General features: G+C 62.3%; 17 protein-coding genes. 7 read left to right on the forward strand and 10 right to left on the reverse strand.

What is annotated here, in order from left to right; genetic code table 11:
• Window positions 1-86: 86 nt before the first annotated feature.
• The 5 genes from purM to N0P34_RS11335 all read left to right on the forward strand — a co-directional run bounded on the left by purM (window position 87) and on the right by N0P34_RS11335 (window position 3818).
• The gene (gene purM / locus N0P34_RS11315) at window positions 87-1163 is read left to right on the forward strand and encodes a phosphoribosylformylglycinamidine cyclo-ligase (RefSeq protein WP_275603351.1); all 1077 of its coding nucleotides are present in this window, start codon (window positions 87-89) and stop codon (window positions 1161-1163) included.
• Window positions 1160-1738 (forward strand): phosphoribosylglycinamide formyltransferase, encoded by a 579-nt coding sequence (purN, locus tag N0P34_RS11320; protein ID WP_275603352.1) that lies wholly within the window; start codon window positions 1160-1162, stop codon window positions 1736-1738. Before purM ends, purN begins: the two co-directional genes overlap by 4 nt.
• Window positions 1739-1844: 106 nt before the next feature.
• The gene (locus N0P34_RS11325; RefSeq protein WP_275603353.1) at window positions 1845-2735 is read left to right on the forward strand and encodes a DMT family transporter; all 891 of its coding nucleotides are present in this window, start codon (window positions 1845-1847) and stop codon (window positions 2733-2735) included.
• 48 nt (window positions 2736-2783) lie between these two features.
• The gene (locus N0P34_RS11330) at window positions 2784-3362 is read left to right on the forward strand and encodes an alkylhydroperoxidase (RefSeq protein WP_275603354.1); all 579 of its coding nucleotides are present in this window, start codon (window positions 2784-2786) and stop codon (window positions 3360-3362) included.
• A gap of 267 nt (window positions 3363-3629) precedes the next feature.
• Window positions 3630-3818, forward strand: coding sequence for a hypothetical protein (locus N0P34_RS11335; protein ID WP_275603355.1), 189 nt, complete (start codon window positions 3630-3632; stop codon window positions 3816-3818).
• 2 nt (window positions 3819-3820) lie between these two features.
• Here the strand turns inward: N0P34_RS11335 and N0P34_RS11340 are convergent, their stop codons facing one another.
• The 4 genes from N0P34_RS11340 to N0P34_RS11355 all read right to left on the reverse strand — a co-directional run bounded on the left by N0P34_RS11340 (window position 3821) and on the right by N0P34_RS11355 (window position 6835).
• Window positions 3821-4372: a YqhA family protein gene (locus N0P34_RS11340; RefSeq protein WP_275603356.1), complete on the reverse strand. Its 552-nt coding sequence runs from the start codon at window positions 4370-4372 to the stop codon at window positions 3821-3823.
• Between the two features lie 2 nt (window positions 4373-4374).
• Window positions 4375-5874, reverse strand: a complete 1500-nt coding sequence (gene gatB, locus N0P34_RS11345; RefSeq protein ID WP_275603357.1) for an Asp-tRNA(Asn)/Glu-tRNA(Gln) amidotransferase subunit GatB — start codon at window positions 5872-5874, stop codon at window positions 4375-4377.
• Between the two features lie 90 nt (window positions 5875-5964).
• A complete protein-coding gene (locus N0P34_RS11350; RefSeq protein ID WP_275603358.1) occupies window positions 5965-6474 on the reverse strand; it encodes a GNAT family N-acetyltransferase in 510 nt (169 codons plus the stop codon).
• A 46-nt stretch (window positions 6475-6520) separates the two neighbouring features.
• Window positions 6521-6835, reverse strand: coding sequence for a chorismate mutase (locus tag N0P34_RS11355; RefSeq protein WP_275603359.1), 315 nt, complete (start codon window positions 6833-6835; stop codon window positions 6521-6523).
• Window positions 6836-7099: 264 nt separating this feature from the next.
• Between N0P34_RS11355 and N0P34_RS11360 the strand changes: the two genes are divergently transcribed.
• Entirely contained in the window at window positions 7100-7345 is a 246-nt protein-coding gene (locus tag N0P34_RS11360) for a YjhX family toxin (RefSeq protein WP_275603360.1), read from the forward strand.
• 67 nt (window positions 7346-7412) lie between these two features.
• Here the strand turns inward: N0P34_RS11360 and N0P34_RS11365 are convergent, their stop codons facing one another.
• From N0P34_RS11365 to N0P34_RS11390, 6 genes are all read right to left on the reverse strand, one after another.
• Window positions 7413-7730: a hypothetical protein gene (locus tag N0P34_RS11365; RefSeq protein WP_275603361.1), complete on the reverse strand. Its 318-nt coding sequence runs from the start codon at window positions 7728-7730 to the stop codon at window positions 7413-7415.
• Window positions 7731-7902: 172 nt separating this feature from the next.
• The gene (gene gatA, locus N0P34_RS11370) at window positions 7903-9387 is read right to left on the reverse strand and encodes an Asp-tRNA(Asn)/Glu-tRNA(Gln) amidotransferase subunit GatA (RefSeq protein WP_275603362.1); all 1485 of its coding nucleotides are present in this window, start codon (window positions 9385-9387) and stop codon (window positions 7903-7905) included.
• A complete protein-coding gene (locus N0P34_RS11375; RefSeq protein ID WP_275603363.1) occupies window positions 9380-9841 on the reverse strand; it encodes a hypothetical protein in 462 nt (153 codons plus the stop codon). The genes gatA and N0P34_RS11375 overlap by 8 nt, the downstream gene beginning before the upstream one ends.
• Window positions 9838-10320, reverse strand: coding sequence for a GNAT family N-acetyltransferase (locus N0P34_RS11380; RefSeq protein WP_275603364.1), 483 nt, complete (start codon window positions 10318-10320; stop codon window positions 9838-9840). The genes N0P34_RS11375 and N0P34_RS11380 overlap by 4 nt, the downstream gene beginning before the upstream one ends.
• Entirely contained in the window at window positions 10321-10608 is a 288-nt protein-coding gene (gene gatC, locus N0P34_RS11385; protein ID WP_275603365.1) for an Asp-tRNA(Asn)/Glu-tRNA(Gln) amidotransferase subunit GatC, read from the reverse strand.
• An 87-nt stretch (window positions 10609-10695) separates the two neighbouring features.
• Window positions 10696-11220, reverse strand: coding sequence for a hypothetical protein (locus N0P34_RS11390; protein WP_275603366.1), 525 nt, complete (start codon window positions 11218-11220; stop codon window positions 10696-10698).
• A 120-nt stretch (window positions 11221-11340) separates the two neighbouring features.
• On the opposite strand from N0P34_RS11390, the gene ruvX reads away from it, so the two are divergent.
• Window positions 11341-11748: a Holliday junction resolvase RuvX gene (ruvX, locus tag N0P34_RS11395; RefSeq protein WP_275606966.1), complete on the forward strand. Its 408-nt coding sequence runs from the start codon at window positions 11341-11343 to the stop codon at window positions 11746-11748.
• Window positions 11749-11835 lie beyond the last annotated feature (87 nt).

The following is an 11835-nucleotide window of genomic DNA, read 5'->3' on the forward strand; positions in this document are numbered from 1 at the left end:
TGTAACGGCCAGCACCGAAAAGTTCAACCAACCCGGTTCGCGCGCGCTGCGATGCGCCCGCTATCCCCAGCATTGGCAACAGGCTCATGTCCGACGCACAAAACCTGCCATCAAACGGTCTCTCATACAAGCAGGCCGGGGTCGATATCGATGCCGGCAATGCACTGGTAGAGGCAATCAAGCCCGCCGTTCGTTCCACCCGGCGCCCGGGCGCCGATGGTGAGATCGGCGGTTTCGGCGGTCTCTTCGATCTCAAGGCCGCCGGTTTTGTCGATCCGGTCCTCGTTGCCGCCAATGACGGCGTGGGCACCAAGCTCAAGATTGCCATCGATACGGGCAAGCACGACACGATCGGCCAGGATCTCGTGGCCATGTGCGTCAACGATCTTATCGTCCAGGGCGCCGAGCCGCTCTTCTTCCTCGACTATTTTGCCACCGGCAAGCTCGATGTCGAACAGGGCACGGCCATCGTCAACGGCATCGCCCATGGCTGCCGCCTCGCGGGCTGTGCGCTTATCGGCGGCGAAACCGCCGAGATGCCAGGCATGTACCACGGCAATGATTATGACCTTGCCGGCTTTGCCGTCGGCGCGGCCGAACGCGGCGCATTGCTGCCTCGCAAGGACATCGCGGCCGGCGACATTCTCGTCGCGATTGCCTCCTCGGGCGTCCATTCCAACGGCTATTCGCTGGTCCGCAGGATCGTCGAAGTCTCGGGCCTCACCTGGGATGCTCCAGCGCCATTTGCCGAAGGCAAGACGCTGGCGGAAGCCCTGCTCGAGCCGACCCGCATCTACGTCAAGTCGATCCTCGCCGCGCTGAAGGCCGGCCATGGCATCAAGGCCCTCGCCCACATCACCGGCGGCGGTTTCATCGACAATATCCCGCGCGTCCTGCCCGATCATCTGGCAGCCGATATCGATCTGGGTGCCGTCAGCGTCCCGGCGGTCTTCGGCTGGCTGTCCAAGGTCGGCGGCATGGATGAGCGCGAAATGCTGCGCACCTTCAATTGCGGCGTTGGCATGCTCGTTGCCGTAACGCCCGCGGATGCCGAGAAGCTGGTCGAAAGCCTCAACGCTTCGGGAGAAACCGCAGCCATAGTCGGGCAGCTCACCGAGCGGTCCGGCGAAGCCGTCACCTTCCGGGGCGCGCTGAAACTGTGAGCCGGAAGAAGGTCGGCATTCTCATCTCTGGGCGCGGCTCTAATATGTCCGCGCTCATCGCGGCCGCGAAAGAACCGGACTATCCTGCTGAAATAATTGGCGTTCTTTCCAATAAAGCAGCAGCTCAGGGTCTTATCACTGCCGCTACCGAGGGGATTGCGACGGCGTCCCTGGCCCAGAGCAAATTTCCCTCCAGGGACATGTTCGAAGACACCATGACGCAGGTGCTCGAAAGCTGGGAGGTCGACATCGTTTGCCTCGCCGGCTTCATGCGCATTCTCGGCGACGACTTCGTCAATCGCTGGGCCGGGCGGATGATCAACATCCACCCCTCTCTGCTGCCGGCCTATAAGGGTCTCGATACCCACGCCCGCGCGCTCGCGGATGGCGTGACCGAGCACGGTTGTACCGTGCACTACGTTACCCCGGGCCTCGACGAGGGCGAACCGATCCTCCAGGCCAAGGTCCCGGTTCTGCCCGGCGACACGCCCGAGACTCTGGCCGCGCGCGTACTGGTCGAGGAACACCATATCTACCCAGAGGCCCTGCGGATCCTCGCCGCCGCCCTGCCCTGAACGGCACGCCGTTATTCATCACCAGAATTGATCGCCGCATCGTCAAATTCGGTTCGACCTTTGTTCGCTCCGAGCGTAGCGTCCGGCTTCTTTCGGGGAAGCTGTTATGAGTCTGCGCGACTGGTCCTGGATCATTCTTCTGGGCGCCATCTGGGGTTGTTCCTTCGTTTTCAACGCCATCCTTATCCGTGAAATCGGTCCGGTCTGGGTGACTGCCTTCCGCGTTTCCATCGGCGCGCTGGGCTGCTGGGTCATCATGCTGGCGCTGCGCAAGCCTGTCCCGCGCGACCCCATGCTCTGGCTGCAATTGGGCGGGCTCGGCATCATTGCCTATGCCATCCCCTTTGCCCTGTTCCCCCTTGCCCAGGCGCACCTCGCCAGCGGCATCGCCGCCATCATCAACGCCTTGACCCCGATGGTGACCGCTTTGATCTCCCATGTCTGGATCGGCGGGGAGAAGGCGACGCCCACAAAGTTCACCGGTGTCGGCATCGGCTTTGCAGGCGCGGCGATCCTCGTTTCGCCGGCACTGACTTCGGGTGGTTCGTCTCAGCTCTGGGCGGTCATGGCCTGCCTTGGCGCGACCCTGTGCTACGCGCTCTCGCTGAACATTACCCGCAGCTACAAGCACATCGAGCCGACCGCTTTCGCCTCGATCGCGCTGACAGGCGCTGCCGTCATTGCCGTGCCCCTCGCTTTCCTCGTCGAAGGCGTGCCCGTCATCACCCGCGCCGAAACGTGGGGCGCCGCATTGGCCATCGGTCTCCTCTCGACGGCCTTCACCTTCCAGATCATGTATCGGATCCTTCCGCGGGTCGGCGCCACCAACTTCGCCACGACCACGTTCATCGCGCCGATTTCGGCGTTGCTGATCGGCGTGACCGTGTTGGGCGAAACCGTCCTGCCGATCCAGATTCTCGGCATGGTAGTGATCTTCTTCGGCCTCCTGTTCATCGACGGCCGTATCCGCCAGCTCTGGAAAGGCGTAGGCGCCTGACATAAGATCGCCTCTCGCCGGTGCCACCGGCGACAGGAGGTCAATGTCATGTACATCAAGACCATCTCACCGTCGGAGGCCACCGACGAAATGGCCGAGATCTACGAGGCCGAAACCGCCGCCATGGGACGCGTCATGGCGGCAACGCAGTGTCTCTCTGCGCGCCCCGATATGCTCGTCCCGATCGAACGCCTGCTGCATCAGCTGAGAGACAATTTCTCGCTGGGGCTCGAGAATTTTCGCCTGATTACGCTCATCGCCGCCAAGAACGTCCCCTCGAGCTATTGCTCGCATGTCTATTTCAAATCGCTCTCGCGGATGGTCGGGCGAGACAAGGCCATCGCCATCCAGGCGGACTATCGCAATGCAGGATTGAGCGAGCAGCAGGTGGCCATGCTTGCCTATGCGGAACAGATCACCCGCGATGCCTCGCGAATAACGGAGGCCGACATTGACCGGCTGCGGGCCGTCGGCCTGACCGATCTCAATATCGCCGACATCGCCCTCGCGGCCTCATATCGCAGCTTTCTGAGCCGCTATTTCGATGCCGTCGGTGCGGAGGCCGAGGCTGACTTCCTCGACCTCGATCCCAACGTGCGCGCCCAGATGTCGGTGGGGAAACACTGAGAGCGGGAAAAGGAACTCCTGCGGCACCATACCGTTGAATCCGATGGAGGTGCGCCATGCCCAGTCCCCGACCTGATATCGATCCTCAAGCCCCGCCTGAATACACTCCGCCGCCGGACCCCGATTTTCCGCGGCCGGGTGAGCCTGGCCAGCCAGGCCCCGGTCATTTCCCCACGCCCGACGAGCCCGGGACGTCCCCCGATCCGGTTCCGTCGCCGGAAATTCCGCCCATGCCCGGCGACGTTCCGCGCCCGCGGGAGTTCTGACATGGACCCGACCCGAAACGACAAATCCGACAAGCCTGTGCGCCCTGCCCAACCGCAGCCGCCCATGCCGGTTCACCTGCCTACCGGCGACCCAGAGCACCCGCACAGCTCGCCGCTGCGCCAGGACGTCGAGGAGGATGGGTTTGATCCCAACCTCCCGCCCGAGCTCGGACACGACATCAATCCGTAAGGTCAGTGGTTGGAGTGGATCTTGCTCAGGAAGTACGTCAGCGCCCCAATGACGAGGGCGCTGGCCCCACCCAGATAGAGGATGTCGATGCCGCCCGCCGAAGTGACTGCGCGGCCCAAAAAGTAGACCGCGAGCACAGTGACGGCCACACCCACCAGCTTGGACTTGAGATCGTCCAGCGTGCGGATGCGCAGCCAGTTCGGCAGTTCCAGATCCTGGTCGAAATAGAGCTGATAGAGCCCAAGCGACACGACCTGAACCACCGTTGCGAGCAGGAAGAGATCAACCAGCTCGATGGCATGCAGCAGGGCCTCGTCGTGGCTCAACCGATGATCCACCGAGAAGAACAGGCCATCCAGGAAATGCCAGGTCTCGAAGGCCCCATACACCATGAGCGCCAGCGAGGCGGCCATGGTGGCCAGAACGGGGATCAGGATGACGCCGCTGAACAGCTTGCCGATCAGCCGAACGATCCAGGGCGCCTTGTGATCGACGAAGGCCGCCCCGATCGATGTCGAACGGACGGATCGCTCTTTTTCTTGCTCTAGGGTCAAGATTATTCGATCCCGAGCTTTTGCTTCATCAAATCGTTCAGCGCCTGCGGGTTGGCCTTGCCACCCGAGGCCTTCATCGCCTGGCCGACGAACCAGCCGATCATGGTCGGCTTGGCTTTCACCTTCTCGACCTGATCCGGATTGGCGGCGATGATTTCGTCGACGATCTTCTCGATGGCGCCGAGATCGGTCACCTGGGTGAGACCGCGACGCTCCACGACTTCGGCCGGATTGCCTTCCGGCTCCTCGGAGATGAGAATCTGCAGCACGTCCTTGGCGCCCTTGGACGAGATCGTCCCAGCGGCGATGAGGTCGACCAGGCCGGCGATCTGCGCCGGCTGCAAATGAGTTTCCCACACGGCCAGGCCCTGGCTGTTGGCGAAAGCGGCGACGTCGCCATTGAGGATATTGGCCACGGCCTTGCCATCGCGCTTGGTGCCGCCGAAGGCCACGCAGGCCTCGTAATAGTCTGCGGTCTCGCGATCGAGCGTCAGCACCATGGCGTCGTATGCGGTCACCCCATAGTCCGAGATGAACCGGGCCTGCTTCTCATCGGGAAGTTCCGGCAGGCCTTCGGCCATGGCCGCGATGAAGGCATCGTCGAATTCGAGCGGTAGCAGGTCCGGATCGGGGAAGTAGCGATAGTCATGCGCCTCTTCCTTGGACCGCATGGAGCGCGTTTCGCCGAGCTTGGGATCGAAAAGACGGGTTTCCTGGTCGATGGCGCCGCCATCTTCGAGGATGTCGATCTGGCGGCGTGCCTCATATTCGATGGCCATGCCGGCAAAGCGGATCGAATTGACGTTCTTGATTTCGCAACGCGTTCCGAATTCGCCACCCGGACGGCGCACCGACACGTTGACGTCGGCGCGCATGGAGCCCTGCTCCATATTACCGTCGCATGTGCCGAGATAGCGCAGAATGGTGCGCAGCTTGGCGAGATAGGCCTTGGCTTCTTCCGACGAGCGCAGATCAGGCTTGGACACGATTTCCATCAGGGCGACGCCCGACCGGTTGAGGTCGACGAAGCTCATGTTGGGATGCTGGTCATGGATCGACTTGCCGGCGTCCTGCTCGAGGTGCAGGCGCTCGATGCCGATCTCGATCTGCTCGCCATCGACGTCGAGCAGAACCTTGCCCTCGCCGACGATCGGGTCCTTGAACTGGGAAATCTGGTAGCCCTGCGGCAGGTCCGGATAGAAATAGTTCTTGCGGTCGAACACCGAGCGCTTGTTGATCTGGGCCTTGAGCCCCAGACCGGTCCGCACGGCCTGGCGCACGCATTCTTCGTTGATGACGGGCAGCATGCCGGGCATGGCTGCGTCAACGAAGCTCACATTGGCGTTGGGCGGATTGCCGAAGGCGGTCGAGGATCCCGAGAACAGCTTGCTCTCGCTCGTCACCTGCGCATGCACTTCCATGCCGATGATCACTTCCCAATCGCCGGTCGAACCGGAAATCAGGCGCTTCTTGTCGGGGGTGCGGGTATCGACGAGTGTCACTTGGCGGTCCTGAACATCAAAGAAATTCGTTCTGTGCTTAGCGGGCTTGGCCCGGCGTTGCAACAGTCACGGCACCCTTGAAATGAGGACTTATTCCCGCTCCTGCTCGCCCGAAAGCGGGTGAAGCCGTTTTTCGAGATGTACGCTCATGAAACTCTGGCGCACGTCGCCGTCCCTGCCCCGCAGCGCCATGATATTGTAGCCCTGACGCTCGTAGAACCGTACCGCCCGCACATTATCGGCCGGCGTCTCGAGATGGACCCGCTCGGCGCCCTCGAGTTCGAGCATCATTTCCATGCGCGCGAGCAGTTCCCCGCCCACGCCCATGCTCTGGCTGTCCGGTGCGACGAAAAGATAGGGTATGTAATTGCGGCGCGGCACGCGGGAACACCAGCCGACGAGGTCGCCATCGCGAATGGCGACAATGGCGTGCTGCCAGCCGAGCGCGGCGGCCTGCGACAGGCGTCGACGCTCCGATGCGCGCATCAGGGGTTCTTCGCTCAGAAGCGGCAGGATGCCCTTCTCCCACGCGGCGTAGGCGATCGTGCCCATGCGCGGCGCGTCTGAGAGATCGGCCTTGCGTAACTCTGTCCGGAGCACGATGAACTCCCGTGGCCGCCCCTTGCGGCGCCGGGAGGCTCCGCTGTCACCGGGCTCGACGGCGCGCCGCGATGATGCCCTTTTCGTAATTGATGTTCCAGTCGATCAGGGTCCGCCAGATAAGTTCGGCCTGATCTTCGTCCAAATCAAGGTCAAGACTGCGCCCGCGCACCTTATTGATCACCGACTCGATGCGCACGGGGTCGAACGCCTCATGCGGGTCGGTCTTGATCTCCGCCATGCGGGTCACATAGCGATGCCGCTCCGCGAACAGCGCCAGCAGGGCCTGGTCGATCCGGTCAATCTCGGCGCGCACATCGTCTTTGGTCTCGCACTGGGCAGGCAGCTTGGCAGCAGTCACGGGCTTTCCTCGATATTTTGTGTGGCAGGTGTGCACCGCCCGGCCGGCGATTTCAACCGCACTACCGGGAAAATCTGGACGAATAATCCCCGCTCGGCTAGAGCAAAAGCCATGTCTAGTCAGTTTGAGATTGTCTGATTACCCATCCAATCAGGATGGGGCCGAATAAACCACTCGCTGCCGAGCGTGATGCCGTCGGTGGGTATCGTTTGTTCGCGGCCATATGCCTGGGGCATTCGGTCGCCTTTCGACAATCCAGACACAATGAACATTTCACGTTTCGAACGGCGCGTGCTCAACGCGCTGGCCCTTGGCGGGCATATCGCCATTCTGCGCGACGATAACGGGCGCGCCATCGATATAGAGTGCTACAGCCGCGAGGGCTGGCTCCTGTCCGATTGCACCTTCGACCTCTTCAAGCGGCTGCGCGCCAAGAAGGTGATCGCCTCAAAGCATGGGCAAGCCTACCGCATCACCCGCACGGGTCTGCTGTTGCTGCGCGGCCAATAGGCGGCCAAAAAAGCAAAGGGGCCCCGGACAGTGTTCCGGGGCCCCTTCGCAAAAATCATGGACAGGCTCAGTGCCTGGTGACTTCGCTCAGCGCTGCCGCAATGTGTTCCCATTCCTGGGCCACGCTGGCGGTCGCACGGCGTTTGCCGGCGCGACGATACCAGTAATCGGCATTGCCCATGTCGGCTTCGATCCAGTGCATGAGGGCATGGACCCAGTCGAAGGCCTGTACGCCTTCCATGGACTGCACGATCAAGTGTGCGCGCTCCCATTCGGGACCAACGCGCAATTCGCCGCGCTTCAGCCACCACAGGGCCTGAAGCGGCTTGCTCATGTCCTTGGGCGGCTCGGACCAATCGAGCGTGGAGAAAATATCGACGGCCATTGGCTTATTCCCTTTTGGCCCGGACGCGGCCAATGGGCGCGTCACAACCAGCTTCAACTTGTGCATGGGCGGCACATAGTGCGGATTGGCGACGCGATCAAGCGTCGCCTGGGTTTTGCGCCATCCCGACCAATGCCCCAGAGGCCGCGGGATGGGCAGGCGAGACGGTTTGTTACCACCAGCGCGTCGGCGAAAAGTCTTCGCCTGTGCTCTTTTCGATAACGCGGGCTGCGGCAAAAAGCGTCTCTTCGTCGAAGGGCTTGCCGATGAGCTGCAGACCAAGCGGCAGGTTCTTGCCGTCGCGCCCGGCTGGAACCGCGATTCCCGGCAGCCCCGCCATGTTCACGGTCACCGTGAAGATGTCGTTGAGGTACATGGCCACCGGATCGGCCGCCAGCGCCTCGTCGCCAATACCGAAGGCGGCAGAAGGCGTTGCCGGGGTCAGGATTGCGTCGACGCCGGCGTGGAAGGCGTCTTCGAAATCCTTCTTGATTAGTGTGCGGACCTTCTGTGCCTTGACGTAATAGGCGTCGAAATAGCCGGCCGAGAGCACATAGGTGCCGATCATGATGCGACGCTTCACTTCGCGGCCGAAGCCGGCAGCGCGCGTCAGCTCATAGAGGTCGGTGATGTCCTTGCCCGAGACGCGCAGGCCATATTTCACGCCATCATAGCGGGCGAGGTTAGACGAGGCCTCGGCTGGAGCCACAATGTAATAGGCCGGCAGCGCATATTTGGTATGCGGGAGCGAGATGTCCTTGACCGTGGCGCCCTCGGCCTTGAGCCATTCGAGACCCTGGTTCCACAGGGCTTCGATTTCGGCCGGCATGCCTTCCATGCGATATTCGCGCGGCACGCCGATGGTGAGGCCCTTCACGCCGCGTTCGACGGCGGCTGCGAAATCGGGGACCGCCAGATCGACGCTCGTCGAGTCCTTCTTGTCGAAGCCGGACATCGAATTCAGCATCAGTGCCGCGTCTTCCACCGTGCGGGCAATCGGGCCGGCCTGGTCGAGCGAGGAAGCAAAGGCCACCGTGCCCCAGCGCGAGCAGCGGCCATAAGTCGGCTTGATGCCCACGGTGCCGGTGAAGGCTGCTGGCTGGCGAATCGAGCCACCCGTATCGGTCGCGGTCGCGCCGGCGCAGAGCCAGGCAGCAACGGCCGAAGCCGAGCCACCCGAGGAGCCGCCGGGCACCAGATCGGCATTGCTGCCTTCAGCACGGAATGGGTTGATGACCGAGCCGTAATAGGAGGTCTCGTTGGACGAGCCCATGGCGAATTCGTCCATGTTGAGCTTGCCCAGCATCACCGCGCCGTCGCGCCAGAGATTGGCGGTCACGGTCGACTCATATTCGGGCTTGAAGCCGTCGAGGATGTGGCTGGCCGCCTGGGTGTGCACGCCCTTGGTGGCGAACAGATCCTTGATGCCCAGTGGAATGCCTTCGAGCGGGCCGGCTTCGCCACGGGCCAGCCTTGCGTCGCTGGCCTTGGCCATGTCGCGCGCTTGCTCGGGCGTGGTCGCCACATAGGCATTGAGCTTGGGATTGGCGGCCTCGATGGCGCCGATATAGTAATCGGTCAGCTCGGTCGCGGTAAAGCTCTTGTCCTTGAGGCCCTTGCGGGCTTCGGCGAGGCTCAGCTTGGTCAGATCAGTCAACGGTAATCTCGCTCAGATTGTCGCAGCGTGTGTAGAGCGTTGCGCCGGGTGTCGCAACCTCCGGGTTCGGCTCTAATATGCCGGCGGCCACCAATGCCGCGTCATAGGCCGAGACCACTTGTATCTGCGTATCGGAATAAGGCGTTATCGCCAGGATATCCGGGTAGATTTCACCCGGCAGTTCGCAAATCGTATCGACGAAGAGGTGAGTGCTGCCCTCGCGGCCCTTCACATCGTAGAAATTGCAGTGAAATTCCATGGACTGGATGCCGCCCCCGAAGGTGAGGCTCAGGAAATCCAGGTCCATCCAGGCGTCGATGCCCTTGTCCTCGACCACCGCGCAGGCGGCGGGGTCGCTGACATAGAGCCGGGTCTGATCGATGCGCAGATCTTCCTGTGCCGTGGCGGCAACAGGACCTGCGATCACCAGAGCCAACGCCCAGCCCAATTTCATGCGATTTGTTCCTCGTCCAGTTTCAGCTCGAAAAAGGCCGACCACTCGCTTTCTGGATAGTCGAGGAAAGGTCCGCGGGGCTCAAAACCATAGCGCGTATAGAGCCGGTGCGCTTCGGCCATGCCGTCGCCCGTTCCGGTTTCCAGCATCACCTTGGCAAGGCCGCGCTCGCGCGCCAACCCGACGATACGCTCCAGCAAGTGGCGTCCGACGCGTTGTCCGCGAACTTCTGGGCGCGTGAACATGCGCTTGACCTCGCCGAGCTCAGGCCCGTGGATCTTGAGCGCCCCCATGCCGATCGCCCTGCCCGCTTCATCACGGGCCACGAACAGCGTGGTATCGCTATCGGCCATCTGCTCGACGGTCATCTTGAACTGGAACTCGAGCGGCGAAAGCGGCAGCAAATGCGCATTGAGGTGAGCGACCAGGTCGCGCACATCGTCCTGTAGGGGCGTTTCAATGGCGATGCTGATCGCCATTTATTCGACCACCTTGGGCACCATGAAGAAATTGTCTTCCGTCAACGGCGCGTTTTTGACGATCTGATCGGGATAGTCGCCATCGGAGACGACATCGTCGCGACGACGCAGGGTCATCGGCGTCACCGAAGTCATGGGCTCGACGCCATCGACATCGACTTCCGAAAGCTGCTCGACAAAGCCGAGAATGGCGTTAAGCTCCTGCTGGTAGCTCGCCACTTCCTCTTCCTCGATGCGGATGCGCGCAAGGCGCCCGATGCGTTTGACGGTGGCTGCGTCGACAGACATGGCTAACTCCAGCGAATGATGCGGTCTTTGTCGCGTTATTAGCAATGGCGCGGCCGAAAAGACAATGAAAATGGCTGGGACTGCCGCTCAGACTTCCACAGCCAATGCCCGCTCGAGCGCGATCATCCCCGTCCCGTCGAGCTTGTCCCGGAGGGCGAGGAAAGCCTGCTCAACCTCCGCCTCGTCCCCCGCAAGGGCAATCAGTCGTGGCGAGGCCCGCTCCAGCAGGCCCTCGGCGCGGCTTTTGAGGCCCGCACCCGCCAGGACGAAAATGGCCCTGTCGGCCCATTTGCCCAGCTGCGGCATGTCACCGCGCACCACCACGACCGGGGCCTCGCCATCCGCGTCAACGATCAGGGTGTCGGCATCGAGCGCCACGATATCGGGTGCCCGATTCTGCTCCTCGACCTCGAGTGGCCGCAATGGCGCCCGTGGCTTCCATCCCACCGAAGCCAAAGTCATTCCGCTCTCGCCGAAGCCGACGACCTGATCCGCGCCGCTGACCAACTCGGCACTGTCAAAGCCCGCCCCTGCGGCATCGGGCTCCACCACCACGATCGCGCCTCCACTGTGGACACGAAAGGCCGAGGAGCCGAACCAGGTGAGCTTCATTGTCGGGTCTCCATCGCCAAACTGCGTTGTGCACCCTATAGGACAGTGTCAGCCAGTCCAGCGAGCCCGAGATTGACCGAAAACGAAGCCCTCTCCGATATTCCGCCGATCGGCAAGATCATGTGCCTTGACCTCGGCACCAAGACCATTGGCGTCGCCATTTCGGACGGCATGCGCTATTCGGCCACGCCGCTCGAAACCATCAAGCGGACCAAATTCACCCAGGACGCCGAGCGCATCATCCAGCTCGTGGCGGAAAACCAGGTCGTCGCGATCATCCTGGGCCTGCCGCTAAACATGGATGGCTCCGAGGGCCCGCGCGTTCAATCGACCCGCGCCTTTGCCCGCAATCTTGCTCCCAAGATCGACCTGCCCATTGCCTTCTGGGATGAACGTCTCTCCACCTCTGCCGTCACCCGGATGATGATCGAGGCCGATCTCCGCCGCGACCGCCGCGCCGAGGTCGTTGACAAGCTCGCCGCCAGCTACATCCTGCAGGGCGCGCTCGACCGGCTGCGGCGCACATGATTTCCGAATAAACCCGCGCGTTGAACATGCGAAAACCTTGCATATTGGCCGCCGCTCCCCTAGACCCCCATCCAACATCAAGGATGG

The sequence above is a fragment of the Devosia sp. FJ2-5-3 genome (assembly GCF_029201545.1).
Lineage (GTDB): Bacteria > Pseudomonadota > Alphaproteobacteria > Rhizobiales > Devosiaceae > Devosia.

Excerpts from the sequence above, each read along its gene's own strand:
- purM (WP_275603351.1), top strand. The coding sequence starts at position 87 with ATGTCCGACGCACAAAACCTGCCATCAAACGGTCTCTCATACAAGCAG.
- N0P34_RS11325 (WP_275603353.1), top strand. The coding sequence starts at position 1,845 with ATGAGTCTGCGCGACTGGTCCTGGATCATTCTTCTGGGCGCCATCTGG.
- N0P34_RS11330 (WP_275603354.1), top strand. The coding sequence starts at position 2,784 with ATGTACATCAAGACCATCTCACCGTCGGAGGCCACCGACGAAATGGCC.
- N0P34_RS11335 (WP_275603355.1), top strand. The coding sequence starts at position 3,630 with ATGGACCCGACCCGAAACGACAAATCCGACAAGCCTGTGCGCCCTGCC.
- N0P34_RS11360 (WP_275603360.1), top strand. The coding sequence starts at position 7,100 with ATGAACATTTCACGTTTCGAACGGCGCGTGCTCAACGCGCTGGCCCTT.
- N0P34_RS11365 (WP_275603361.1), bottom strand. The coding sequence starts at position 7,730 with ATGGCCGTCGATATTTTCTCCACGCTCGATTGGTCCGAGCCGCCCAAG.
- N0P34_RS11375 (WP_275603363.1), bottom strand. The coding sequence starts at position 9,841 with ATGAAATTGGGCTGGGCGTTGGCTCTGGTGATCGCAGGTCCTGTTGCC.
- N0P34_RS11380 (WP_275603364.1), bottom strand. The coding sequence starts at position 10,320 with ATGGCGATCAGCATCGCCATTGAAACGCCCCTACAGGACGATGTGCGC.
- gatC (WP_275603365.1), bottom strand. The coding sequence starts at position 10,608 with ATGTCTGTCGACGCAGCCACCGTCAAACGCATCGGGCGCCTTGCGCGC.
- N0P34_RS11390 (WP_275603366.1), bottom strand. The coding sequence starts at position 11,220 with ATGAAGCTCACCTGGTTCGGCTCCTCGGCCTTTCGTGTCCACAGTGGA.
- ruvX (WP_275606966.1), top strand. The coding sequence starts at position 11,341 with ATGTGCCTTGACCTCGGCACCAAGACCATTGGCGTCGCCATTTCGGAC.